The sequence below is a fragment of the Serratia sp. AKBS12 genome (genome assembly GCF_024793895.1).
Lineage (GTDB): Bacteria > Pseudomonadota > Gammaproteobacteria > Enterobacterales > Enterobacteriaceae > Serratia_F.
This window is the reverse complement of record NZ_JANUSB010000007.1, coordinates 298,140-323,874: the sequence shown is the minus strand read 5'-3', so window position 1 is coordinate 323,874 and position 25,735 is coordinate 298,140. Positions and strand designations below refer to the sequence as shown.

Genomic DNA, 25,735 nt, shown 5'->3' with positions numbered 1-25,735 from the left:
GCAAGGGGGTGAGTATGTCGATCAAACTGGTAGCGGTAAGCGCCTGTGTCAGCGGCGTAGCACACACCTATATGGCGGCAGAAAGGCTGGAAAAACTGTGCGCACAGCAGAAATGGCCGGTGAAGATTGAAACCCAGGGCGCGCTGGGTATCGTTAACGCTCTGACCAGCGAGGATTTGGCGCAGGCCGACGTGGTGCTGTTGATTACCGATATTCAGTTGGCCGGCAGTGAGCGCTTTACCCACCATCGCTGCGTGAAAATCGGCATCAGTACTTTTCTACGCCAGCCAGAAAAAGCCTTGAGCGCGGTGCGTAAGGCGGCCTCTTCGCCGCAGGCAACTCACATCCAGATGGGGTGATTATCCGCGTTGTTTCAGTTCGCTACGGTACTGTCCGCGATATTCTGACGGCGAACGTTCGGTGTTCTTACGAAAAATCCGGCAAAAATAGTTACTGTCGATAAAACCACAGGCGTGCGCCACTTCCTTCACCTTCATATCGTAACGCTTCAGCAAATGTTTTGCCTGTTCCAGCCGCACATGGTTCAAATATTCATTAAAACCGATGCCACCCACCTTTTGAAACAAATGCGAGAGATAATTGGGTGAGATATAAAACGCCTGTGCCACGGACTCACGCGTCAGCGGCTCGCGATAATGCTCCTCCAGGTAATCACGTACCGCCCCGAACAGTGCCTGGCTGCGTGAAGCTGTTTCGACGGAAGAGCCAAACAGATCGAGCGCATGGCTCAGTAAACCCTTCACCAGAAAACGCGCGGTGCCCTGGTCGCTCTGATGCCATGCCAGTTCATGCAATGCCTGCAATATAAACGAACCGACGCGAGGCCCGCGGCGGGCGACGTTATCCTTGCCCAGCAATACGGTGTTTTCACCGTCCCATTCCAGCAGGCTATAACCGAGCTGCTGTTTACCAAACAGCAGGCTCAGCGTCGTCACAGGTCGCTGCCAATGGGGGATATTCCATCCCTGTGCCGGAACGAACAGCGCATCTCCTGGCCGCAGCGCATGCTGCACGACATCCAGGTTGCCCTCCCATTCCACCCGCAGTTCGCCGTCGACAACCAGCTCCAGCCGTGGAAAATTGACCTGGTACGCCAGCTCCGGCGCCGTTTTTTGATTACCGGCAAAATAAACCTGACCGATGCCTTTAACATCGTCCAGCATGGGTGACAACACGCTCACCAGTGGATGCTTCATTGAGTCGGCCCTGCATCAAAATAGCGATATCACCGGATAATAACGGATTGCCATGGTGAAAAAGTACCCGCAGGTCAATAAAAACATCTGGTATCAACGTTTGAACAGCATCATCAAGACGAACAGCCCGCCCAACCCACCGGTGATAACACCGATCGGCAACTCCTGCGGCGCCATCAGGGTACGGCTGAGCAGGTCGCCAGCGGCCAACAGCACGGCCCCGAGAATCGCCACTAGCGGCAGCAGCGCCCGGTGCCGCACGCCGCATAACGGGCGCGCCAGATGCGGCACCATCAGGCCGACAAAGCCAATCACCCCGGTGAGGGCCACCAGCGTTGCGGTTGCCAGCGCGCAACAAAGGAAAATTTCACTGCGCAGGCGCGTGAGATGCACTCCGAGCGAAACGGCGGTCTGTTCACCGCTCAGCAAGGCATCCAGCGCGCGCCAACGCCAGCAGATGAATGCCGCCAACAGCAGATTGGCGGCAGCAGCCAGCCATAGATTATCCCAGGCCGCCAGACCCAACCCCCCCAGCGTCCAAAACAGAATGGCGCTCGCCGCACGCTGATCGCCGGTAAAAACCAGATAATTGGTCAAGGCGCCAAATAAAAATGAAATCGCCAGGCCGCTGATGACGATGCGCTCGCTGCCTTTCTCCTGTTGCAAACGCAGCAGTACCATCACCGCCAGGGCGGACGCCAGGCCGCCGGCGAAGGCCGACGCCGGTAAGGTCCAGTGCCCCAGCCGATCGCCCAACCGGGTAATCACTGCCACCGCACCTGCCGACGCGCCGGACGACAGACCAAACAGAAAAGGATCCGCCAGCTCATTGCGCGTAGCGGTTTGCAACAATGCTCCCACCATGGCCAACCCGGCACCGGTCAAGGCCGCCAGCAACACCCGCGGAATGCGCAGCTCAATCACGATGCGCGCGGTCATCGGCGATACCGGTTGCGGGTTGAGCCCCAGCATAGACAGCAGTTGCGTCAACGGCACCCGGGTAGTGCCGATAGCAACTCCGGCCAACATTAATGCCGCCAATATTACCAACAGGAGCCCCACGACGATGGCATAACGCAGCCGCCGGTCAGTCAATGCAGCACTCCCGGGTATAGCGCCTGCGCCAGTTTTTCTATCGCGGCGACGTTAGCCGGCCCGGGAGTCAGCTCGGCATATTGCAGGCGTAAATAACGCTGATGGCGCACCGCCGGGGTGTGTTTCATCAGCGGATGCGTGGCGAGGAACTGCTGTAGCCGGTCTGCGCTGCCTGCCTGTTGATAATCCAGCAGCACAATCACGTCCGGTTGCCGCGTGGCCACCTCTTCCCATGAGGTGGTCGCCCAACTGGCCGCCAGTGTGTCCATAACATTTTTGCCACCGGCCGCCTCAATCAACGCGGTCGGCATGGCATATTTGCCGCTGGTAAAGGGTTTATCCTCGCCTGAATCATAAACAAAAACCTTTTGCACCGGCCGTTGGCCAATACGCTGCCGCAGCGTGGCCAGCCGCTGCTGCCATTGGCTGACCAATTGCTCGGCGCGCTGTTGCCGGCCAAATATCTTGCCCAGCTTGAGCATGTCATCGTATAGCAACGCCATGCTGGCACGTGGCCGCGCGTGCTGGGTCCAGATGCAGCTTTCACTCAAGACCAGGGTTTTGACGCCATATTTCGCCAACGAGCGCGGCGTGACGTCACCGCCAATTTTCATGCCGTAATTCCAACCGGCAAAGAAAAAGTCCGGATTAACCGCCAGCAACGTCTCCAACGAAGGATATTTGGCCGCCAATTCGGGGATGTTTCCCTGCTGTCGTTGGAATTCAGCGCTAGATTTATACCAGCCGGAAATGCCGGTCACCCCGACAATCTGCGGTTGCAGCCCAAGTGCAAACGCCATTTCAGCCATATTCAAATCGTTAATCACCGCCCGTTGCGGTGCGGCCGTGAAGGTCAGCGGCTCGCCGCAGCTGTCCACCGTGACCGGAAAGGCCGAGGCCGATGCCGGCGATGCCAGCAGGCTCAGCAAGTACCATAATGTCCTTTTCATCGTATCGTTATCCTGCGCGCTGCGGCGCTTCAAAGATGTGTAGCGGTTGGCCAGTGCGTGGATGGGTAATCACAAAACTGTCGAGGCCAAACACCGGGTTGATGCAGTCGGCGGCCAATGCGCGGGACGGGATATCACAGCGTACCAGCCGGCCTCGTTCGATTACCGCCACCCGATCGGCAAACGGCGCCACCAGCGCCAGATCGTGCAATACGGCGATCGCAGCAATGCCCTTGCGTTTCACCCAGTTCAACAGGCTGGCGCGGGCCAGTGGGTCGAGATGGTTGGTCGGCTCATCCAGCAACAGCAGTTGTGGCGTTTGGGCAAAGGCGCGAGCCAGCGCCGCCCGCTGTCGCTCCCCTCCCGACAGCCGCGCAAGGCGTTGATGTCGCAATCCCCGCATGCCGGTTTCCGTCAACGCGTGTTCGACCAGTTGCCGATGACGCTGCGCGCTGTCTTGCCCCTGGTACGGCAATCGGCCCAGTTCGACGTATTCGCTCACGGTGAGCTGTGGATGTGCGCTGTCACTTTGCGCCAACAGCGCAATGGTTCTGGCCCGCTGCAAGCGGCTGAGCTGCGATAGAGGGCGGCCGTCAAACTGCACTTCACCAGAGGTCGGCATAAGCTCGCCGGTCAACATACGCAACAGCGTCGACTTGCCACTGCCGTTCGGCCCAACGATCGCCAGGCATTCCGCCGGCCGCAGGTTCAGGTTGATATCAGACAGCAACGACCTGCCGCACCCCGCGGTATACCCGAGCCGCCGTACTTGCAATAACGCACCGTCGTGAGAGTCAATGGACAACAGGAGCACCTTCATTTAAAGATATGTTATAACATAACATATCCAACTTGCATGCTTCTCGCAATCCCCTTATTGCGCTACCGCGCGATGCGGCAAAAAAAAGGGGAGCCGAAGCCCCCCCATCATTAACGGTAACAAACCACTCTGGTCAGTCGTCAGATGTCATTATGCCGTTGCACGCAGTCGTTGTGCCGCCAGGACCATATTGGCCAACGATTGGCGTGTTTCCGGCCAGCCACGAGTTTTCAGGCCGCAATCCGGGTTGACCCACAGACGTTCCGCCGGAATGTTCTGCGCCGCTTTGCGCAGCAGCGCTTCAATCCATTCCACGCTCGGTACGTTCGGCGAGTGAATGTCATACACGCCCGGGCCAATTTCATTCGGATACTCAAACTCTTTGAACGCCTCCAGCAGATCCATATCGGAACGCGAGGTTTCGATGGTGATCACATCCGCATCCAGCGCGGCGATGGACTCCATGATGTCATTGAACTCGCAATAACACATGTGGGTGTGGATCTGCGTTTCATCGCTGGCCACCGCGGCATTGAGCTTGAAGGCATCCACTGCCCAATCCAGATAGGTCGCCCAGTCGGACTGGCGCAGCGGCAAACCTTCACGCAGCGCGGGCTCGTCAATCTGGATGATGCCGATGCCGGCCTGTTGCAAATCGTCGACTTCGTCACGCAACGCCAGGGCAATCTGCCTGGCGATCGTCTCGCGCGTCACGTCTTCACGCGGGAATGACCAGCACAGAATAGTCACCGGACCGGTCAGCATGCCTTTTACCGGTTTGTCGGTCAGCGACTGGGCAAACTTCGCCCATTCAACGGTGATTGCTTCGGGACGGCTGACATCACCGATGATCACTGGCGGTTTCACGCAGCGTGAGCCGTAACTCTGTACCCAGCCGTTCTGAGTGAAGACAAACCCGTCCAGGTTTTCGCCGAAGTATTCCACCATGTCGTTACGCTCGGCTTCGCCATGCACCAGCACGTCCAGGCCGAGGCGCTCCTGTTCAACGATCGCCTGCCTGATATGTTCACCGATGCTGGTACGATAGTTGCCACCGTCCAGCCGCCCCTGTTTGAAATCAAGACGCAGACCTCGGATTTCAGTAGTTTGCGGGAACGAACCGATGGTGGTGGTTGGCCACGCCGGCAGGTTGAAACGTTCGCGCTGCGCCTGGGCACGCTGTGGATACGGACTACGGCGTTTACTGTCCTGTTCGGTGATGGCGGCCAGGCGTTTTTCCACCTGTGCATTATGCACTCGGCTGGATTGTTGGCGAGCGCGTATCGGTGCGCTGTAGGCGTCCAGTTTGGCCTGTTTTGCCGCGTCCGGCGCGTTCAACGCCGCGCTCAACTGCGCCAGTTCGGCACATTTTTGTAATGCAAAGGCAAACCAGCTCTTCACTTCCTCATCAAGACGCGTTTCCACGCTCAGATCGATCGGGCTGTGCAACAGCGAACAGGAGGTACCAAGCCACAGCGGACGGCTGCCCACCAGCGGTTGCAGACGTTCAGCCCAGCGGCTCAGATCCGCCCGCCACACGTTACGGCCGTTAACCACCCCCAACGACAGCAGCCACTCTTTTGGCAGCGCGTTATTGAGCGCGTCGATGTCGTCATGACCGGCAACCAGATCCACATGCAAACCTTGCACCGGCAGCGACGCGATAGTGGGCAGATTGTGGCCGATACTGTCGAAATAGGTGGTCAGCAGCAGTTTGACCTGGCCCTGCAGCGCGGCGTAAGCCGGCTGGTAAGCGTCCAGCCACGCCTGCGGCAGCTCCAGCACCAGTGCGGGTTCATCGATCTGTACCCATTCGATGCCGCGCTTTGCCAGCTCCGCCAATACCTGCTGGTAGACCGGCAAAATATCGCCCAGCAGTGACAGGCGGTCAAACTGCTCGCCCTTGACCTTGCCCAGCCACAGATAGGTGACCGGCCCCAGCAGCACCGGCTTGATCCTGTGGCCCAGCGCCAGTGCTTCATCAACTTCGTCCAGCAGTTGGGTCCAACCCAGCGTAAACTGCTGGCCCTGGTGGAATTCCGGCACCATGTAGTGATAGTTGGTGTTAAACCATTTGGTCATTTCCGCCGCCGCCGCCGGTTCACCGGTCGGCGCACGGCCACGGCCAATGCGGAATAGCGTATCCAGATCGATGGAGCCCTGCTGATTCTGATGGCGAGCCGGTACGTTGCCCAGCAGCAGGCTGGTAGTCAGTACGTGATCGTACCAGGCAAAGTCACCGACCGGCAGCAGATCCACCCCGGCCTGCTGCTGCTGCTGCCAGTGACGGGCGCGCAGTTCGCGGCCAACCGCCAGCAGTTCTTCCCGCGTTGAGTTACCGGCCCAGTAGCTTTCTTGCGCTTTTTTCAGCTCGCGACGCAGGCCAACGCGTGGAAAACCCAGAGTGTGATTCAAAATTGCCATCGTCATATTCCCCATTTAGCCGTCCAGATGTTTACACATCCATAATCAGCAGGTAGTGTATCAACCACAAGCGCAATTTATTCACTGTCACTGTGAAGGACTCTCATGATCGAACTGAAACACTTACGGACGCTGCAGGCACTGCGCAATACCGGCTCTCTGGCCGCAGCGGCTGCGCAACTCCATCAGACACAATCGGCCCTTTCGCATCAGTTCAGCGATCTGGAGCTGCGTCTGGGCTTTAAGCTGTTCGTTCGCAAAAGCCAGCCGCTGCGCTTTACCGCGCAGGGAGAGATTCTGTTGCAGTTGGCAGAACAGGTATTGCCGCAGATTCAACAGGCGTTGCAGGCCTGCCACGAACCGCATCAGGCTACGCTGCGCATCGCCATCGAATGCCACAGTTGCATCCAGTGGCTGACGCCGGCGCTGGACAATTTCCGCCAGCGCTTCCCGCAGGTGGTGATGGATTTCAAATCCGGGGTGACGTTCGATCCGCAGCCGGCGCTGCAGCAGGGTGAACTGGATCTGGTGCTGACCTCCGATATTTTACCGCGCAGCGGGCTGCATTATTCGCCAATGTTCGACTTTGAAGTGCGGCTGGTGCTGGCGCCAGATCACCCGCTGGCCAACAAACCGCATATTGAACCGCAAGACCTGATTGATGAAACGCTGATGATTTACCCGGTACAACGCCAACGTCTGGATATCTGGCGCCATTTCCTGCAGCCGGCCGGCATTAGCCCGGCATTGAAAAGCGTCGATAATACCCTGCTGCTGATCCAGATGGTGTCGGCACGCATGGGCATTGCCGCGCTGCCGCACTGGGTGGTGGAAAGCTTCGAGCGCCAGGGGTTGGTGGTCACCAAAACGCTGGGGGACGGTCTGTGGAGCCGGCTGTACGCCGCGGTACGTGACGGCGAGCAGCGCCAGGCGGTGACCGAAGCGTTCATCCGCTCGGCACGCCAGCACGCCTGCGATCATCTGCCGTTCGTGCGTGACGCCGCCCGCCCCAACGCCAGCGTGGCTACGGTGAAACCTTTGGCGCCACCCAGCGGCGGTGCACCCATAGCGAAGCTGTAATCACCGCCCCGCCAATAATAAAGCTCGGCCAGTGCGGCTGCTGTTGCCAAATAGCCAGATTGACCAGCAATCCGGCGGGCACATGCATATTGTTCATGATGCCGAGCGTGCCGGCATCCACCTGGGTCGCACCGTAGTTCCACATGAAATATCCCAGCCCGGACGCCACCACGCCCAACCACACCAGAATACCCCATTGCAGGCCGGTGGTAGGCAGTTGGTGTGGATTTCCCCACAGCAGCCAGGCGACCGCCGCCACCGCCAATGCGCCCAGGTAGAACCAGGAAAACGCGGTGTGCTGCGGCAACGGGTGCACTTCCATCAGGCGTTTATAGCCCACCATGCCAATGGCGAAACTGATGTTCGCCGTCTGCACCAGTAACAGCCCCCACCAAAAGTGATCGCTGAGGTGATGGTAGCGGATAATCGCCGCCCCCAGCACCGCCAGCAGCGCGCTGAATACATAGCCCCAGCGCAAGCGGCGACGGCTGAGCAGATCGTAGATTAACGTGATATACAGCGGCGTCAGCACGGTAAACAGCAGAAACTCCGGCACCGTCAGATACAGATAGGCGCGAAAACTCAGCAGATACATGATACCAAGCTGGCAGGCACCCACCAGCATGTACAACAGAATCACCCGCGGCTTGATATTGCGCCAGCGCAGAAACGGCAGGAAAACCACCGCCGCCAGCCCGATGCGCATCAGAACTGAAAACCAGCTGTCCACCTGGCCCGCCAGATATTCGCCAATCAGGCTAAAAGAAAATGCCCATAAAATGGTAGTAATAACCAGGAGTAACACGTCAATTTGATCCTAACTGGGGTGAAAAGGCGATTGTAACGGATAGACAGGGGAAGCGCGGAGCAAAGTGGGTTTACAATAGGTCAATAAATAATCTGTCGGGCTTTTTTGCCGCAATGGATTAGGATTAAATGAGGAGGTACACATGATGAAACATCAATACGGCTTTATCGCCCTGTTGCTGCTGCCCTGGCTGGCATCAGCAGAAAACGGCGTCACCACGCTGAGCGGGCAGCAGCAGTTTCTTAACCAGCGCAGTCAGCAGCAACAGCAGCAGCGTACGTTGAATAATCAACAGCTTGACCAACGGCGGTTACAGCAACAGCGCCAGTTTGATAATAACCAGCGGAAGTTGCTGCAAACGGCACCCAACAACAGCCAGATACTGCCGAACGGCAACCAGCCAGCCAATCCGTTCAATCGCACTACGCCGGCGGTGCCTACCGCGCCGTTACCTGCCGGTTCACGCTGATTTAAAAATCTGCGCCGATCAAATCGATACGGTCGGTGCAGATGCAATCCACACCCCAATCGAGCAGCTGTCGCGCACGCTGCGGACTGTTGACGGTATAGACCAGAATGCGCAGACCCGCCTGCTTCAGCTGTTGCACGCGCGCTTCGGTCAATACCTGATGATCGATGTGCAGCGACACGCAGCCGAGCCGCTCGGTCAGTTCACGCCAGTTCTCCTGCCACGCTTCCAGCAACAGGCCGCGCGGCAGTTCCGGTACCGCGAGCTGAGCCGCCGCCAATGCCGCAACGGAAAATGACGACAGCAGCGGATCGGTTTGCCCCTGCCAGAGCAGACGCGCCGCCAGCGCGACTACCCGGCCGGTTTCTTGCTCGCTGCCGGTGGTCGGCTTAATCTCGATGTTGGCCATCAGGCCATGCTGTTTGCAACGTTCCGCTACCTCGACCAGCAACGGTAGACGCTCTCCTTTAAAGGCAGCGCTGTACCAGTTGCCGGCGTCCAGCTGCGCCAGCTGTTCCCACGACAGATCGCCGGCCATTCCCCAACCGTTGCTGGTGCGGTCCAGCGTGTCGTCATGCAATAGAAAAATCTGTCCATCCTGTGCCAGCTTGGCGTCGAATTCGATCATTTTATGGCCGTGACGAGCACCGACGTCGATGGCCGCCAGGGTATTTTCCGGTGCCAATGCGCCGCCGCCACGATGGGCGACGATATGAGGGTAAGGCCAGGCAGGAGTCATCATTCCATCCGTAATCCGCTTTGGGTGTCAAAAAAGTGCAGCGCGTGTGCGGGCAGCTGTAAATATAACGTGCTGCCTGGCGACGGCAAGTTTTCATGCGACAGCCGCACGATCACCCCGACGCTGCCCCACTGACCGTGTGCCAGATTATCGGCCCCCAGCAGCTCCAGCGTTTGCAGCGATAACGCTATGCCTCGCAGTGGATCATCAACCAGTTGAATATGTTCCGGGCGGATGCCCAACGTCACACGACGACCGCTCCATTCAATACGTGCCTGCGGCAACGGCACAGCGCTGCCGTCGTCCAACAGCAGTTGGCGACCGTCGGCGCTGAGGATCCCCGGCAGCAGGTTCATCGCCGGCGAACCGATGAAACTGGCGACAAACAGCGAGGCTGGGCGCTGATACACCTCGCTCGGCGTACCAATCTGCTCCGCCACGCCCTTGTTCATCACGATCACCCGCTGTGCCAGCGTCATCGCCTCCACCTGATCGTGGGTGACGTACAGGCTGGTGGTTTTCAGCCGACGATGCAGTTGTTGCAACTCCAGGCGCATTTGCACCCGCAGTTTGGCATCCAGATTGGACAGCGGCTCATCGAACAAAAATACCGCTGGCTCACGCACAATGGCGCGCCCCATCGCCACGCGCTGGCGCTGGCCGCCGGACAGTTCACGCGGCTTGCGCAGCAGCAGAGGCCCCAGCTCCAGAATGCGCGCCGCTTCCTCAACCCGCTGGCGGATATGCTGTTTACCGAAACCACGGATCTTCAGGCCGTACGCCATATTGTCGTATACGCTCATATGCGGATACAGCGCGTAGTTCTGAAACACCATCGCAATCCCGCGATCCTTGGGCTCCAGTTCGCTGACGCGCCGGTCGTCGATATAGATATCACCGCTGGAAATGCGCTCAAGGCCGGCCACCATACGCAACAACGTCGACTTGCCGCAGCCTGACGGCCCAACCATCACGATAAATTCACCGTCCGCCACATCCAGATCAAACGGCTGGATCACGGTGTTCTTACCGTCATAGGATTTGGTGACTGCCTGTAGTTTTAAGCCTGCCATTTATTTCTCACTGTCTACCAGACCGCGCACAAACCAGCGCTGCATCAAAAGAACCACCGCAACCGGTGGAATTAAGGTTAATAACATCGCCGCCATCACCTGATTCCACTGGGTCGGCGCGCCGGAAGTAGAAATCATGCTTTTAATGCCTGCCACTGCGGTGCCCATCGTCGGGTCGCTGGTAATCAGAATCGGCCATAGGTACTGGTTCCAGCCGTAAATAAAGGTGATGACGAACAGCGCCGCCAGATTGGTTTTCGACAGCGGCAGTACAATGTCCCAGAAAAAGCGCATCGGCCCGGCTCCGTCGATGCGCGCCGCTTCCAGCAGCTCATCCGGCAAGGTCATGAAGAACTGTCGAAACAGGAAGGTCGCGGTTGCCGACGCCATCAGCGGCAGCGTCAGGCCGGTGTAGCTGTCGAGCATGTCAAGATTGGCGATCACTTCCACCGTCGGGAAAATACGCACCTCCACCGGCAGCATCAAGGTCAGGAAGATCAGCCAGAAGCACAGGCTGCGCAACGGGAAGCGGAAATAAACGATCGCATAGGCCGACAGCATCGATACTGCAATCTTGCCAACGGTAATTGCCAGCGCCATCACCAGGCTGTTGAGTAGCAGCAGCGAAAACGGTGCCTTGACGTTGCCCACCCCGCCCTGCCAGATCTGGCTGAGGTTTTCCCACAGGTGACCGCCGGGGATCAGGCTCATCGGCACCTGAAATATCTGCCGATCGTCCAGCGTGGCGGCAACGAACGCCACGTACAGCGGGAACAGGATCAGCAGCACGCCGAGCAGCAACATGGCATGGCAGAAAATATCCAGCCCGCGTCGGTTTTCTATCATTGGTAGCGCACCTTACGTTCGACAAAGCGGAACTGGATCACCGTCAGGCCAATGACCAGCAGCATCAACACCACCGATTGCGCGGCCGAGCTGGCAAGATCCAGGCCGGCGAATCCTTCGCGGTAAATCTTGTAGATCAGCGTGGTGGTGGATTGTACCGGGCCGCCGCCGGTAGCGGCATCGATCACCGGGAAGGTGTCGAAGAAGGCGTAAACCAGATTGACCACCAGTAAAAAGAAGCTCACCGGCGAAATCAGCGGCAGCGCCAGGTTGAAGAAGCGCCGCACCGGACCGGCGCCGTCAATCGCCGCCGCTTCCACCAGCGAACGGGGAATCGACTGCAACGCCGCCAGGAAAAACAGGAAGTTGTAACTGATTTGCTTCCACACCGAGGCCAGCACCACCAGGAACATCGCCTGGCCGCTATGCTGGGCGTGGTTCCAGTCATACCCCAGCGCCGCCAGCGCGTGGGTAATCAGCCCCAGCCCCGGGTTAAACAGGAATATCCACAGCACCGCAGCCACCGCCGGCGCTACCGCATACGGCAACAGCAGCAGGGTTTGATACAGCCGACTTCCGTGCAGCACGTGATCCACCAGCGCCGCCAGAAACAGCGACACCAGCAGGCCAATGCCGGCCACCAAAAAACTGAACACCAGCGTGGTGTAGAACGAATCGAGGTAATACGGGTCGTGGAACAGCTGGGTGAAGTTATCCATCCCGACGAACTGGCTGGAAAGGCCGAACGGATCGAGACTTTGCACCGAATACCACAGCGCTTCGCCGGCGGGCCACAGGAAAAATAGCGCGGTTATCAGCAACTGCGGCAGCACCAGCGCATAGGGCAGCCAACTGCAGGCGAAACCGGTACGTTGTGAACTCATAATCAGGAACTCATGCAGACAAAAGACGGGCAACTCGGAGTGAAACGTCGTGCGCAAAGCCAGTCTGGGTATAGGCCGTGCACGGCTCCCGGCGTGGACACAGCGTCCAGCCGTAGAACGAGCACGATCCAGCCCCAGAATGGCGAAGCACGGTAACCGTTGTTACCTGGTCTGAGATTCGAAACGGCGCAGTAACACGTCGCCACGCTGTACGGCGGCATCCAGCGCCTGTTGCGGACTCTTTTTGCCAGTCCAGACGCTTTCCAGTTCTTCATCCACCACGGTACGAATCTGCGGCATATTGCCCAGACGCAGGCCTTTGGTGAACGGCAACGGCGGTTTGTTCAACATCTGGCGCGTCGCCACATCGGCCCCCGGATTCTTGTCGTAGAAACCCTGCTGCTTGGTCAGGTCGTAAGCGGCAGTGGTAATCGGCAGGTAACCGGTCTTCTGATGCCATTCGGCGGCGATTTCCGGCTGTGTCAGATATTGCAGGAATTCGGCGACGCCCTTGTAGGTCGCGGCGTCTTTGCCATTCATCACCCACAGGCTGGCCCCGCCGATAATGGCGTTTTGCGGCGCGTTCTTGACGTTGACGTCATACGGCATCATGCCGACGCCGAAGTTGAATTTGGCGTACTGCTTGATGTCGGCCAACGAGCCGGAGGAAGCAGTGGTGATGGCACAGTCGCCGTTGTAGAACTTTTCGGTAGATTCGTCTTTACGACCAAAATAGCTGAAGTCACCCTTCTGGTTCATGTCGGCCAACAGCTGGATGTGCTGCACCTGCAACGGCTTGTTGAACTCCAGTTTGGCGCTGGTGCCGCCAAAACCGTTGTTCTCGCTGGCGAACGGCACACCGTGCCAGGCGCTGAAGTTTTCCAGCTGTATCCAGCCCTGCCAGCCACTGGCATAGCCACACTTCATACCGGCTGCGCGCAATTTGGCGCTGTAGGCCGCCAGATCCTGCCAGGTTTTCGGTGGCTGTTCCGGGTTCAGGCCGGCCTTTTTGAAGGCATCCTTGTTGTAATACAGCACCGGCGTGGAACTGTTGAACGGTTGTGACAGCAGTTGGCCGCTTTTATTGTCGGTGTAATACCCGGCTACCGTCGGTACAAACACCGACTGGTCAAATTTGATGCCAGCGTCGGCAAATACCTGATGCACTGGCTTGATCGCCTTGCTTGCCATCATGGTAGCCGTGCCTACTTCGTAAACCTGCAAGATGGCCGGCGACTTGCCGGAACGGTAAGCGGCAATGCCCGCCGCCAGACTTTGTTCATAGTTGCCTTTGTAAACCGGCACGATCTTGACGTCGCTGTGCGCCTGGTTAAAGCGATCCGCCAGCGAATCCACTTCTTTGCCCAGTTCACCTTCCATTGAGTGCCAGAACGGGATTTCGGTCGCCGCCAGTGCCTGGGTGCTGACCGCCAGGGTCAACGCGACGCACAGCGTGGTTTTTCGAATTGTGAGCATGCCTAACTCCTGAAAAAAGCTGGTGTATCCCCCGGCCTTGATGTCACGGCAGCGTTGGCTAATCGTTGCTATCTCAGCCACCTGGCTGAAAATGCCGACGGCGAGCAACCTGCTGCGACAGACAATCCCTGGGGCAATAAGCGCGTGAGCGAAAAGAATCAGTTTTTGTTCGGAAGCCAACATGCCATGCACGGATGACAGATTAATAACGATTGCATGACAGCGGTGTGACGGCAGGGTGAAATGCAGATTGCGGTTTGATGTCGGCGGCGCGGGGATAACGCGCCGCCGTGGCGTTTACAGCGAGCGACGCAAGCGGGCGACGGCTTCCTGCATTTGCTGTTCGGTGGCGGTCGCGAACGACAGGCGGAAGGTGGAACGATCCGGATTGTCGGAGAAGAAATATTCCCCCGGTACGAACACCACGCCGTTTTCCAGCGTGGTGTTCAGCCATTCGGTGGCATTGAACGGCTGGCGGAATCGCGCCCACAGGAACATGCCGCCTTTTGGCATATCGAAGCTGATGGCATCACCCAGCTCACGGGTTACCAGTTCAGCAAGGATCTCGCCCTTGCGCTGGTAGGCCGCGCGGATCTTGTCGATCTGCGCTGGCAGACGATCGAGGCCGAGATAACACTCTACGATACTCTGCGACAGGGCACTGGCGTGCAGATCGGCCGCCTGTTTGATAATCGCGACCTTGTGCAGCAACACCGGCGGCAGAATCGCCCAGCCCAGGCGTAACCCTGGCGCCAGAATCTTGGAAAACGTCGAGGTGTAGATAACGTTGTCGGTATGGCCCAGCAACTGCTGCGACACCTGATGCAGCGTGGCGTTGCGCTGGTCGGTAAAACGCAGCTCACCGTAAGGGTCGTCCTCGATAATCAGGAAGTTATGTTCCACCGCCAGCTTCACCAGCAGTTCGCGGCGCGACGCGCTCAGCGTCAGGCCGCTCGGGTTGCCAAAGTTCGGCACCACGTAAACCCCTTTGATGCGCTGGGTTTTCAGCAGCTCGGCCAGTTCTTCAACCACCATGCCGTCGCTGTCGGAAGACACCGACATCACCGTGGCTTCGGCCAGCTCCAGCGTTTGCAGCGCCGCCAGATAGGTGGGCCGCTCCACCACAAACACATCGCCAGGATTGACGATGGCGCGCATCACCAAATCCAGCGCCTGTTGCGAGCCGGCGGTGACCATCACCTCTTCCGGCTGCGCGCGAATACCGCGCTCGGCGCACAGCGTGCAGATGCGCTGGCGCAGCACCGGGCTGCCTTCGGTCAAACCATATTGGAAAGCGCTTTTTGGCTGTTCGGCGATCGCCTGATGGGTCGCGATGCTCAGCCCTTCAAAGTCAAACAGCGCGTCCGAGGGAATACCGCCGGCCAGCGAAATCACATTTGGCATTTTGCTGTGCTTGAGCAATTCACGGATGGCGGAGCTTTTGACGTTAACGATGCGCTGCGCGAGTAACCCTTCTGTGTTCATTTCTTCTTCTCGTAATCGTTGATAGGATCCAGCCGGATTTACTCTGGCAGATATTCCACACAATACCCTATGGATTTCGAGTTACAGCCAGGCAGCCGGTTCACGCCGCGCCAGCCACTGACTCGAGTCAGTGGCTGGCGCGAGGGAGTGCGGCTAACAACGCCGTAGCTTGAAAGGCGATGGGTAGTTAACCGCCCAGATACGCCGACCTGACCGCTTCGTTGGCGAGCAATGCGGCACCGGTATCTTCCAACACCACGCGGCCATTTTCCAGTACATAACCGCGATCCGCCAGTTTCAGCGCCTGATTGGCGTTTTGCTCGACCAGGAAGATGGTCATCCCTTCTTCACGCAGTTGCTGAATGATGTCGAAAATCTGCTGAATGATGATTGGCGCCAGCCCGAGCGAGGGCTCGTCCAACAGCAGCAGCTTCGGCTGGCTCATCAGCGCACGGCCGATGGCCAGCATCTGCTGTTCGCCGCCGGACATGGTACCGGAACGCTGGCTGCGGCGTTCCAGCAGGCGAGGAAACAGCGTGAACACCCGCTCGATGCGTTGTTGATATTGCTGCCGGTTGGCAAAAAAGCCGCCCATCGCCAGGTTTTCTTCTACCGTCATGCGTGAAAAAACCCGCCGCCCCTCAGGCACAATCGCTACCGCTTCACGCATGATACGTGATGTCTGCCATTGGGTAATGTCCTGATCGAGCAGCGTGACGCTGCCTTCGCTGGCACGCGGCTCGCCACACAGCGTTCCCAGCAGCGTGGTCTTGCCTGCGCCGTTGGCGCCAATCAGGGTGACTATCTCCCCCTGCTGTATGTTCAGACTGACCTGATGCAGCGCCTGAATCTTCCCGTAATGGGCGGAAACCTGATTAAAAGACAGCATTACGCTTCCCCCAGATACGCCCGGATCACGTCCGGGTTGTTGCGAATTTCTTCTGGCGTGCCCTGCGCCAACGGCGTTCCCTGATTCACTACATAGATACGATCGGAAATGCCCATCACCAGTTTCATGTCATGCTCAATCAACAGCACTGACACCTTGTGCTGATTACGCAACTCGACGATCAGATGGTCCAGTTCGTCGGTTTCCTTCGGGTTCAGGCCCGCCGCCGGTTCGTCCAGCATCAGTAGTTCCGGCCGCGTCACCATGCAGCGAGCGATTTCCAGCCGCCGCTGTTGGCCATAAGCCAGATTACCCGCCGAACGGTTGGCCATATCCAGCAGGCCGACGCGCTCCAGCCACATCGCCGCCCGCTCCAGCGCATCGGCTTCGGCCCGGCGAAATCCCGGGGTTTTCAGCAGTCCGGCGAACACGCCGCTTTTCAGGTGCTGGTGCTGGGCAACCAGCAAATTTTCTACCACCGTCATTTCACGAAACAGCCGCACATGCTGGAAGGTTCGCACCACCCCCATGCGGGCGATGGCCTGGCCGTTCAGCCCTTCAAGATGCCGATCGCGCAGCCGGATGCTGCCGCTGGTCGGGCGATAAAAGCCGGTCAGGCAGTTGAATACCGTGGTTTTCCCGGCGCCGTTAGGGCCGATCAACGAGACGATTTCACCCTGGTGCAAATCCAGCGCGACGTTATTCACCGCCAGCAGACCGCCGAAACGCATCGACAGGCCTTCAACCGCCAATAAAGGTTGCGCACTCATGGCCGCTCTCCTTTCACCGCGTGAATATCTGCCGCTTTCAGCTTCAACTGAGGTCGTTTCATCGGCAACAGTCCCTGCGGCCGCCAGATCATCATCAATACCATTAACGCACCCAGCAGCAACATGCTGTATTCGTTCAAATCACGCATCATTTCACGCGAAACCACCAGCAGAATGGCCGCCAGAATAACCGCAAACTGCGAGCCCATGCCGCCGAGTACCACAATCGCCAGCACGAACGCCGACTCGACGAAGGTGAAGGATTCCGGGCTGACAAACCCCTGCCGTGCTGCAAACAGCGTACCGGCAAAGCCGGCAAAGGCGGCGCTGATAGTGAATGCCGTCAGCTTGATTTTGGTTGGACTGAGACCAAGCGAGCGGCAGGCGATTTCATCTTCGCGCAGCGCTTCCCAGGCACGCCCCAGCGGCATGCGCAGCAGACGGTTGATAACGAACAGCGTCAGCACCACCAGCAGCAACGCCACCAGATACAGGAAAATGATGCGATCGCTCGGATCGTATTGCAGTCCAAAGAAATTGTGGAAGGTGTCCCAGCCACCATCGCGCGCGCTGCGGCTAAACTCCAGCCCGAACAGCGTTGGTTTGGGGATCTGGCTGATGCCGTTTGGCCCGCCGGTAATTTCGGTGTTGTTAAGCAGTAAGATACGCACGATCTCGCCAAAGCCCAGCGTCACGATCGCCAGATAATCGCCGCGCAGACGCAACACCGGGAAACCCAACAGGAAGCCGAACACCCCAGTGACGATCCCTGCCAACGGTAGACTTTCCCAGAAACCAAGGCCGTAATAATGATTCAGCAGCGCATAGGTGTAAGCGCCAATGGCGTAAAAGCCGCCGTAGCCCAGCACCAGCAGCCCGGACAGCCCCACCACCACGTTCAGGCCAAGGCCCAGCATGATGTAGATCAGCGTCAGGGTGGCAATGTCCACCGTGCCGCGCGACACGAAAAACGGCCAGGCAACGGCGGCAATAATCAACAGCGCCGCCAGCAGCTTCTGCCGCAGGGTGGTGCCGTCAAAGCTCGGCAGCACCCACGCCGGGCCGGACAGCTTGCCGAGGCCCTGCTGCATCAATGGCCGCAGCAGCTGGAAGAAAAACACCACCGCGCAGCCAATGCCAATCCACATCCAGCGAACTTCCGCCGCACCGTGCACCACCAGCCGGGTGCCATCCAGACTCAGTTGCATCCCCATCAGGAACGACGCCATCACCAGCAGCACCAGCGTGGCGATAACCGCATTAAGCAAGTTGAGCTTCATACTTTCTCAACCTCCGGACGACCCAGGATGCCGGTCGGCATCACCAACAGCACCACGATCAGCAACGCGAACGATACAACGTCCTTATATTCGGCGCTCAGGTACGCCGAAGTCAGCGCTTCGGCAACGCCAAGCACCAGCCCGCCGATCATCGCCCCCGGAATGCTGCCGATCCCCCCCAGCACCGCAGCGGTGAAGGCCTTCATGCCCGCCATAAACCCGATGTAAGGGTTGATCACGCCATAGAACTGCCCCAGCAAGACGCCGGCGACCGCGGCCATTACCGCACCAATCACGAAGGTCAGCGAAATCACGCGATCGGTATTGATGCCCAGCAAACTGGCCATCTTCAGATCTTCCGCACAGGCGCGGCAGGCTCGCCCCATGCGCGAATAACGGATAAACAGCGTCAGCGCCAGCATCGCCAGGAAGGTCACTAGCCAGATGATGATTTGCATGGTGCTGATGGTGGCAGCGAAGCCGTTGCTTTCACCCAGGACCCAGCGGCCGGTAACCAGGCTCGGCAGCGCGACGTCGCGGGAACCCTGCGTCAGACTGACGTAATTTTGCAGAAATATTGACATGCCAATGGCGGAGATCAGTGCGATCAGACGCTTGGAATGGCGTACCGGCTTGTAGGCCACGCGTTCGATGCTCCAGCCGTAAGCGCTGGCAATCACGATCGACGCCAGGAATCCCGCGCCGATCAGCAACCAGCTGGCATCGATGCCTATCATCATCAGCGCGGCAATGGCAATAAACGAAACATAACTGCCAATCATGTAGACCTCGCCGTGGGCGAAGTTGATCATACCGATAATGCCGTAAACCATGGTGTAGCCAATGGCGATCAGCGCATAGGTACTGCCCAGCGTGACGCCGTTGAACATTTGCTGCAGAAAATAGAGAAACTGCTCTGACATACTCGAACCCTTGGCTGCGCTTTGATAGCAGCCTGGAATAAAATCGCTAAAGACGTTTATGCCCAATCAATTCCACGTTACCGCCAACCACGCCGCAAGGTGGAAAACACTGGATATACCCTAAATAATTGGAATTGCATCAACGCGGCAAGGCCGTAAATCCCCAGGCGCTTAAGCTATCAAGCGACTGGGGATGCGGGCGCGATCAACGCAGATGCGGCTTCAAGTATGACGGGTATCTTATTTGATTGGCGTTGAGCTGCCGTCGGCGTGCCATTCGAACACACCAAACTCAAAGCCTTTCAGATCGCCCTTGTCATCCCAGCTCAGCGGCCCCATCACCGTGTCCACCGGTTTGCCGCTCTTCAGATCCTTGACGATGTCTTCCGGCTCTTGACTGCCGCTGCGCTCCATTCCGGTGGTCAGCGATTGCAGCGCGGCATAGGTGGTCCAGACGAACGGCCCGGTCGGATCCAGCTTTTTGGCTTTCAGGGCATCCACGATGGCTTTGTTGGCCGGAACCTGATCGTAGCGTTTTGGCAGCGTGACCAGCATGCCTTCCGACGCGGCGCCGGCGATATTGGACAGTGACGAGTTGCCCACGCCCTCTGGCCCCATAAAGCGGGTAGTCAGACCGGCCTGCTTGGCCTGACGCAGGATCTGCCCCATTTCCGGGTAATAGCCACCGAAGTAGACGAAATCGACGTTCTCTTTTTTCAGGCGTGCGACCAGCGTGGAGAAGTCCTTGTCCCCGGCGGTGATACCTTCAAACATCACCGGCTTGACGCCGGCCTTTTGCAGGCTGTCACGCACCGAACGCGCCAGACCTTCACCGTATTGCTGCTTGTCATGCACCACGGCAATGCGCTGCGGTTTGATGGTTTCCATGATGTATTTGGCGGCGGTCGGCCCCTGATCGGAATCCAGACCGGTGGTGCGCATAATCATTTTGTACCCGCGGGTGGTCAGATCGGCGTTGGTGGCGGCCGGGGTAATCATGATCACGCCTTCATCTTCATAAATGTCCGACGCAGGTTGGGTCGACGAGGAACACAGATGGCCAATAACGTAGCGGATACCGTCATTGATCACTTTGTTGGCCACCGCCACCGCCTGTTTGGGGTCGCAGGCGTCGTCATATTCCACCGCAACCAGCTTATCGCCCTTGATTCCGCCTTTGGCATTGATATCGGCAATCGCCTGACGCGCGCCGGTGAACTCCATATCGCCGTATTGCGCTACCGGGCCGGACATCGCACCAACGATCGCTACCTTGATATCTTTCGCCATGGCAGCATGGCCGATCGCCATCGCGATACAGCCGGCCAGCAGCGCTTTACCTGTTGTTAATTTCATCCGCGTTATCCCCTTTGTCGTTGTGAACGTGCCGTTGTGTTTGCCCACCCCAATCGCGAATTATCACTAATATCTATAAGTAATAATGATTTAGGCGTTTATCTGGCAATATTTTCTAATAAGACTTTATTTTTCATGCCATTAAACAGGAATTTTCTTCTGCAAATCAACTGGCACAACCAGAAACAAGCGGTGTAAACAGCATAAAACTCGGATGAGATCTGCGCCATTTTGCGCCGGAGATAGCGCGTTGTGCTGGTTAACGATCTGTTTACTAATTTTTTACTCGGAAAACGTGCCTTGAAAAAAACATTCTGCGTAGTCTTCGTACAGAAAAAGTTACACAACCTGCCAGGCAAGATCCATTACACTGACGGCATCGATAATTCGTTCGGAAATCTGCATGAAACTGACCATCGAGCGGTTAACCACACTGTCTGCCCAGGATCTGATTGACCTGGGTAAAATCTGGCCTCAGCAACAGCCGGCACAGTGGCAGGAATGGCTGGAGGGCGACAAGGCGCTGTTCGGCGCACGTTTCAATCAACGGCTGCTGGGCGCCATGAAAGTCACGCTAGAGGGCGAGCGCGCGCATCTGCACGATCTGCTGGTACGCGACGTCACCCGTCGCCGCGGCGTAGGCTTGTATCTGGTAGAGGATGCACAACGCCAATTGCCGCAGGTAACGCATTGGCAGCTGTCCACCGCCGGCCTCGCTGCGCGTGAGCGCGGTGAAGTCGACAATTTCATGCGCGCCTGCGGTTTTAGCGCGCAGGGTGACAGCTGGCATAAATGAGACGCAGACTAGCGGCGCTAGCATTGATCGCGCTGGCGCTGGCAGCGTGGTTTGCCGGCCGCCAGCAAGGATTGCAGTCACCGCCCCTGGACCAGCAGGTCTATCTGTGGCAACGGGTCTGGACAGCGCAACACGCGCAGGCGCTGGCGGACAGCAAGCCGCTGTTTTCAGCATTGCGCGTGCTCGGCCTGCAGGTGCATGCGCACGACAGACTACGGCCAATCCAGGTCAATAGCGCGTTGCTGCGCCAGGATGGGCGCCCGCTGTGGCTGGTGGCGCGTATTGACGGCCAGCTGCCACAACCTGATGCAGCATCGATTCGCCTGGCGGTGCTGCAACAGCTGCAACGCTGGCAAGCCGCCGGACTGACCGTCACCGGCATCGAGATCGATCATGACGCGGCTACCGCGCGTCTGCCGCAGTATCGTGATTTTATCCAGCGCTTGCGCCAGCAGTTGCCGCCGTCGATACAGCTCAGCATTACCGCGCTGCCTGCCTGGCTGAATTCACCGGTGCTGGCCGCATTGCTGCGCGAGGTCGACAGTTCGGTGCTACAGGTACACGCCGTGCTATCCCCCCGGCAGGGGCTGTTCAACGGCGCGCTGGCGCTGCAATGGGCGCAGCGCTACGCGCAGGTGTCCGCCAGGCCGTTCCGCCTGGCGTTGCCGGCCTATGGCATGGGGTTGGTGGGTTTTGATGCACAAGGCCCGCAGGTAGAAAGCGAAGCGTCACTGCGGGTGGCCGGCACAATGCAGGAACTGACGGTGGCGCCGCAGCAGGTGGCCGATTTTTTGCAGCGTCTGGCGGCACAGCCGGTCGCTCATCTGCGCGGCATCGTCTGGTTTCGCCTGCCGCTGTCCAACGACCGGCGCGCCTGGTCGCTGACGACGCTGCGTGCGGTGATAGAACAGCGACCGCTGGTTGCCCACTGGCAGGTAAAAACCCGCCCGCACGCACGGCAAAACGGTTTATATGATCTGATAATACACAATAGCGGGCCGGTGGATGCGCCGTTGCCGGCAACGGTCGATATCGCCGCCAGCGACTGTCTGGCCGCCGATGCGGTGGGCAATTACCGCTTGGAATCCACCCCGCAGCAACAGCGCTTTATCCGCACCGGCAACGATCTGGTGCGCGCCGGGCAATCGCGCCCGTTGGGTTGGCTGCGCTGCCAACAACTGACGCCAGGAGGCTCTCTTGTCACACCGTGATTTACGCTCGGGCCGGCCACTGCCGCTAGCCTTGTTAATCGGTGCCGCGTTGACCACGCCGCTCGGCCACGCCTGTGGGCCGGACTTCCCGAATCGGCTGCTGGTCGATCGCAACGGCACGCTGCTCACCATGCCGGAAGGCAATTTCGATTTTGAAACCAGCCGTTTGGTTGCGCTCGACCCACAACTGCCACGCTGGCATGCACCACCGCCAGCGCTACCGCCCAAGCCAATGCCGCCGTCGCCGGAAACGGTGATTATCAACAAAATGCGTGCCGCCAAAACGGTAGAAGAAGCGGATACGGTCAATAGCCAGGGGCTTTCTGGCGCTGCACGGCAATACACGCTGGGAGCGGTGGCATTCGCAGCCAACGACCCGCGTGCGGCGGAATACTTCAGGCAGGTACTGGCACTGCCGGTCGACCAACAGGGCGACTGGGGGTTGCGGGCACAGTATTCCCTTGGCCGCGTGTTGATGAACGATCGCGGAACGCCGGAAAGTCCGGACAGCGATACCCCACCGCAGCCGACGCGCCATCCCGACGCCGCCGAGCTCAAGCAGGCGCTGGCGGCGTTCCAGCAAGCGATCGCGCGCGTGCAGGGCGGCGCCGCCGATCCTGACCAACTGGCACTCAGCAGCCTTGGTCAACAGGCGCGCATTCAACTGTGGCTGGGCAACATTCGCACTGCGGCACACCTTTACGCCCAACAGGCGGCACAAGGAGACGCCAGTGGCGGGCAGTCGTTGCAATACGTTTCGAGCATGCTGATCGATCCGGCGAACTTTGCCCAACTCAAACAGATCGTCGACGATCCGCTGATCCAGCAACTGGTCACTATCGAACTGTTTGCCCGCAGCACGAATTTGCAAATGCAAGATACCGACGCCGTCGGCAGCCGTTCCAAACAGATCACCCGGCAAATCCTGACGCTATTAAATGCATCGGTCAAAACCGGCTTTAACGGCAGCGATCGGCTGGCGGCGCTGGCCTACCGTGCCGGCAATTATCCCCTCAGCGCCAGTCTGTTGAAACACGCCGGCGATTCAGGCCTGGCCTGGTGGCTGCGCGCCAAAATGGCCTTGCGCGACGGCGACGTGAAAAGCGCCACCGACGCTTATGCCAAGGCTGCGGCGGCTTTCCCGTCTGACGAAAACTGGGGCGTACAGCGCGGCGCAAACTTTGCCGCAGAAACCATCATCCCCGATTGCCGCATAGCCGGTGAACAGGCGATATTGGCGTTAAACCGCGGTGATTATCTGCAGGCGCTGTCCCTGCTGTATCAAGGCAGAGAGCAATATTGGGCCGACGTGGCCGACGTGGCAGAACGGGTGCTGACGGTCGACGAACTGAAGGGTTTTGTTGATCAACAGGTACCGGCGCCGAACACACCGCTCAAACCACAGCTGGCCAATGAATACCCTGGCCAGCAGATAACCCCGGCGGTACAGTTGCGCGAACTGCTGGCGCGGCGGCTGATGCGTGCCGGACGCTATCAGGAAGCGCTGGACTACTTTGCCGTGCCCAACTACCGCCAGGCGGCGCAGCAGGTTGGCGAGGCGCTCAACGCCGCGACCAATAACGGCAACGGCAAGCTGGTGCGGGCGCAGTCGTTTTATCAGGCGGCTACCCTGCTGGGCAGCCAGGGGCTGAACCTGACCGGGTATGAAATGACGCCGGATTACGGCATTTATCAGGCCAACTATTCCTCTCTGGCCGACGCCTTCGATACGCGCGAACTGAAGCACCAAAGCTGGATCAGCGTTGCCGAAGCTACCCGCGCCGCCAAGGCGCTGCCGCCGCAGGACGATCGCTTCCTGCATTACCGCTGGCAGGCGGTGAGGCTGGCGCAAAATGCCGCCGATCTGTTACCGTCCAAAAGCCAGGCTTACGCCGCGGTGTTGTGCAATGCCACCAGTTGGGTTATCAAGCGCGACGCCAAAACCGGCCACGCGCTCTATCAGCGCTACCTCAAAAACGGCACGCCGTACGATTGGGCCAGCAGATTCGGCTACGACTGTCCTGCTCCAGATTTTGCAGCGCTGAATAACGCCTCATGACCGGCGCTGTATTTCAGGCATAAAAAAACCCGGCCTGGCCGGGTTTTTCATGTTGGGTGAATTACGCTTCAATCGCCATTTTCAGTTTCTTCATGGCGTTCTTTTCAAGCTGACGCACACGCTCTGCGGAAACGCCGTACCGATCGGCCAGCTCCTGCAAGGTGGATTTGTTGTCATCGTCCAACCAACGGGCGCGAATAATGTGCTGGCTGCGTTCGTCCAGACCTTCCAGCGCATAGGCCAGTTTGTCTGCGGCGTTGCTTTCCCAGTTGTCTTCTTCGATGCCTTCGGCAAAGTCGGAGGTTTTGTCCTGCAAATACAGTACCGGCGCCATTGACTGGCCGTCGCGTGCTTCGTCATCCGGCGTAGGATCAAAGGTCATGTCCTGCGCGGCCATGCGCGATTCCATTTCCCGCACGTCTTTGCTGGTCACCCCCAGCTCGCGCGCCACCAGCTCCACTTCGTCCTGGTTGAACCACCCCAGACGCTGCTTGGTTTTACGCAGGTTAAAGAACAGCTTACGCTGTGCCTTGGTGGTTGCTACCTTGACGATACGCCAGTTGCGCAGCACGTATTCGTGAATTTCTGCCTTAATCCAATGCACCGCAAAGGAAACCAGACGCACACCAACCTCGGGGTTGAAGCGGCGAACAGCTTTCATCAGGCCGATATTACCTTCCTGGATCAGATCTGCCTGCGGCAGGCCATAGCCGGAATAATTACGGGCAATATGAGCGACAAAGCGCAGGTGAGACAGGATTAGCTGCTTAGCGGCTTCCAGATCGCCCTGATAATGCAGCCGTTCAGCCAGCTCCCGCTCTTCCTCTGCCGTCAGCATCGGATAGGCGTTGGCTGCCCGAATATAGGCTTCCAAGCTACCTTGGGGTACTAAGGCTAAAGTTTGCATTTCTTTGGTCATTCAAACCCTCTCTTTAAAACGGATCATGCAGGTGAGTCATTACGGCGGGGAGTTGTTGATTTTACGGCAGTTGCTGTTGCAAAAGCGGTTCCGCACGCCGGACACCTTAACATTTGCTGCAAGTTTTGACCGTGTTCCACCCTAAGAGTTCACTGTTTTCGATCAC

The 25,735-nt window shown here is 58.4% G+C and carries 24 protein-coding genes; 6 read left to right on the top strand and 18 right to left on the bottom strand.

Features of this window, described 5'->3' with window-relative positions:
• Positions 1–14 precede the first annotated feature (14 nt).
• Complete coding sequence (locus NYE85_RS06080; RefSeq protein ID WP_259003734.1) at positions 15–359, top strand: PTS fructose-like transporter subunit IIB; 345 nt, start codon at positions 15–17, stop codon at positions 357–359.
• On the opposite strand, the gene NYE85_RS06075 is transcribed toward NYE85_RS06080, so the two are convergent.
• The 5 genes from NYE85_RS06075 to metE all read right to left on the bottom strand — a co-directional run bounded on the left by NYE85_RS06075 (position 360) and on the right by metE (position 6,506).
• On the bottom strand, positions 360–1,217 hold the full coding sequence (locus tag NYE85_RS06075) for an AraC family transcriptional regulator (RefSeq protein WP_259003733.1): 858 nt from the start codon (positions 1,215–1,217) through the stop codon (positions 360–362).
• A gap of 93 nt (positions 1,218–1,310) precedes the next feature.
• On the bottom strand, positions 1,311–2,312 hold the full coding sequence (locus NYE85_RS06070; RefSeq protein ID WP_405050654.1) for a FecCD family ABC transporter permease: 1,002 nt from the start codon (positions 2,310–2,312) through the stop codon (positions 1,311–1,313).
• Complete coding sequence (locus tag NYE85_RS06065; RefSeq protein ID WP_259003732.1) at positions 2,309–3,262, bottom strand: ABC transporter substrate-binding protein; 954 nt, start codon at positions 3,260–3,262, stop codon at positions 2,309–2,311. Before NYE85_RS06065 ends, NYE85_RS06070 begins: the two co-directional genes overlap by 4 nt.
• A 7-nt stretch (positions 3,263–3,269) precedes the next feature.
• A complete protein-coding gene (locus tag NYE85_RS06060; RefSeq protein ID WP_259003731.1) occupies positions 3,270–4,067 on the bottom strand; it encodes an ABC transporter ATP-binding protein in 798 nt (265 codons plus the stop codon).
• Positions 4,068–4,232: 165 nt separating this feature from the next.
• Complete coding sequence (gene metE, locus NYE85_RS06055) at positions 4,233–6,506, bottom strand: 5-methyltetrahydropteroyltriglutamate--homocysteine S-methyltransferase (protein ID WP_259003730.1); 2,274 nt, start codon at positions 6,504–6,506, stop codon at positions 4,233–4,235.
• A gap of 105 nt (positions 6,507–6,611) precedes the next feature.
• Between metE and metR the strand changes: the two genes are divergently transcribed.
• Entirely contained in the window at positions 6,612–7,586 is a 975-nt protein-coding gene (gene metR / locus NYE85_RS06050; protein WP_259003728.1) for an HTH-type transcriptional regulator MetR, read from the top strand.
• On the opposite strand, the gene NYE85_RS06045 is transcribed toward metR, so the two are convergent.
• A complete protein-coding gene (locus NYE85_RS06045; RefSeq protein WP_259003726.1) occupies positions 7,531–8,391 on the bottom strand; it encodes a carboxylate/amino acid/amine transporter in 861 nt (286 codons plus the stop codon). The genes metR and NYE85_RS06045 overlap by 56 nt on opposite strands.
• A 145-nt stretch (positions 8,392–8,536) precedes the next feature.
• Between NYE85_RS06045 and NYE85_RS06040 the strand changes: the two genes are divergently transcribed.
• Positions 8,537–8,863, top strand: a complete 327-nt coding sequence (locus NYE85_RS06040; RefSeq protein WP_259003725.1) for a hypothetical protein — start codon at positions 8,537–8,539, stop codon at positions 8,861–8,863.
• A gap of 1 nt (position 8,864) precedes the next feature.
• On the opposite strand, the gene ugpQ is transcribed toward NYE85_RS06040, so the two are convergent.
• From ugpQ to NYE85_RS05985, 11 genes are all read right to left on the bottom strand, one after another.
• Entirely contained in the window at positions 8,865–9,602 is a 738-nt protein-coding gene (gene ugpQ / locus NYE85_RS06035; RefSeq protein WP_259003724.1) for a glycerophosphodiester phosphodiesterase, read from the bottom strand.
• On the bottom strand, positions 9,602–10,675 hold the full coding sequence (locus tag NYE85_RS06030) for a sn-glycerol-3-phosphate import ATP-binding protein UgpC (protein WP_259003723.1): 1,074 nt from the start codon (positions 10,673–10,675) through the stop codon (positions 9,602–9,604). The genes ugpQ and NYE85_RS06030 overlap by 1 nt, the downstream gene beginning before the upstream one ends.
• Positions 10,676–11,521, bottom strand: a complete 846-nt coding sequence (ugpE, locus tag NYE85_RS06025) for a sn-glycerol-3-phosphate ABC transporter permease UgpE (protein ID WP_259003722.1) — start codon at positions 11,519–11,521, stop codon at positions 10,676–10,678.
• Complete coding sequence (gene ugpA / locus NYE85_RS06020; protein WP_259003721.1) at positions 11,518–12,405, bottom strand: sn-glycerol-3-phosphate ABC transporter permease UgpA; 888 nt, start codon at positions 12,403–12,405, stop codon at positions 11,518–11,520. The genes ugpE and ugpA overlap by 4 nt, the downstream gene beginning before the upstream one ends.
• Before the next feature lie 162 nt (positions 12,406–12,567).
• Positions 12,568–13,881, bottom strand: a complete 1,314-nt coding sequence (gene ugpB, locus NYE85_RS06015) for a sn-glycerol-3-phosphate ABC transporter substrate-binding protein UgpB (RefSeq protein WP_259003720.1) — start codon at positions 13,879–13,881, stop codon at positions 12,568–12,570.
• 297 nt (positions 13,882–14,178) lie between these two features.
• The gene (locus NYE85_RS06010; protein ID WP_259003719.1) at positions 14,179–15,366 is read right to left on the bottom strand and encodes a PLP-dependent aminotransferase family protein; all 1,188 of its coding nucleotides are present in this window, start codon (positions 15,364–15,366) and stop codon (positions 14,179–14,181) included.
• Between the two features lie 187 nt (positions 15,367–15,553).
• On the bottom strand, positions 15,554–16,255 hold the full coding sequence (gene livF / locus NYE85_RS06005) for a high-affinity branched-chain amino acid ABC transporter ATP-binding protein LivF (protein WP_259003718.1): 702 nt from the start codon (positions 16,253–16,255) through the stop codon (positions 15,554–15,556).
• Positions 16,255–17,025, bottom strand: coding sequence for a high-affinity branched-chain amino acid ABC transporter ATP-binding protein LivG (livG, locus tag NYE85_RS06000; protein ID WP_259003717.1), 771 nt, complete (start codon positions 17,023–17,025; stop codon positions 16,255–16,257). The genes livF and livG overlap by 1 nt, the downstream gene beginning before the upstream one ends.
• Positions 17,022–18,305, bottom strand: a complete 1,284-nt coding sequence (locus NYE85_RS05995; protein WP_259003716.1) for a high-affinity branched-chain amino acid ABC transporter permease LivM — start codon at positions 18,303–18,305, stop codon at positions 17,022–17,024. Before NYE85_RS05995 ends, livG begins: the two co-directional genes overlap by 4 nt.
• Positions 18,302–19,228, bottom strand: coding sequence for a high-affinity branched-chain amino acid ABC transporter permease LivH (gene livH / locus NYE85_RS05990; RefSeq protein WP_259003714.1), 927 nt, complete (start codon positions 19,226–19,228; stop codon positions 18,302–18,304). The genes NYE85_RS05995 and livH overlap by 4 nt, the downstream gene beginning before the upstream one ends.
• Before the next feature lie 240 nt (positions 19,229–19,468).
• Positions 19,469–20,584 (bottom strand): branched-chain amino acid ABC transporter substrate-binding protein, encoded by a 1,116-nt coding sequence (locus NYE85_RS05985; RefSeq protein WP_259003712.1) that lies wholly within the window; start codon positions 20,582–20,584, stop codon positions 19,469–19,471.
• A 403-nt stretch (positions 20,585–20,987) separates the two neighbouring features.
• On the opposite strand from NYE85_RS05985, the gene panM reads away from it, so the two are divergent.
• From panM to NYE85_RS05970, 3 genes are read left to right on the top strand one after another with little or no spacing between them, the layout of a single operon-like run.
• Positions 20,988–21,380, top strand: a complete 393-nt coding sequence (panM, locus tag NYE85_RS05980) for an aspartate 1-decarboxylase autocleavage activator PanM (RefSeq protein WP_259003710.1) — start codon at positions 20,988–20,990, stop codon at positions 21,378–21,380.
• Positions 21,377–22,591 (top strand): DUF3142 domain-containing protein, encoded by a 1,215-nt coding sequence (locus tag NYE85_RS05975; RefSeq protein ID WP_259003709.1) that lies wholly within the window; start codon positions 21,377–21,379, stop codon positions 22,589–22,591. Before panM ends, NYE85_RS05975 begins: the two co-directional genes overlap by 4 nt.
• Positions 22,578–24,650, top strand: coding sequence for a hypothetical protein (locus NYE85_RS05970; protein ID WP_259003707.1), 2,073 nt, complete (start codon positions 22,578–22,580; stop codon positions 24,648–24,650). The genes NYE85_RS05975 and NYE85_RS05970 overlap by 14 nt, the downstream gene beginning before the upstream one ends.
• Before the next feature lie 61 nt (positions 24,651–24,711).
• Here NYE85_RS05970 and rpoH read toward each other — a convergent pair whose 3' ends face one another.
• The gene (rpoH, locus tag NYE85_RS05965; protein WP_259003705.1) at positions 24,712–25,569 is read right to left on the bottom strand and encodes an RNA polymerase sigma factor RpoH; all 858 of its coding nucleotides are present in this window, start codon (positions 25,567–25,569) and stop codon (positions 24,712–24,714) included.
• Positions 25,570–25,735 lie beyond the last annotated feature (166 nt).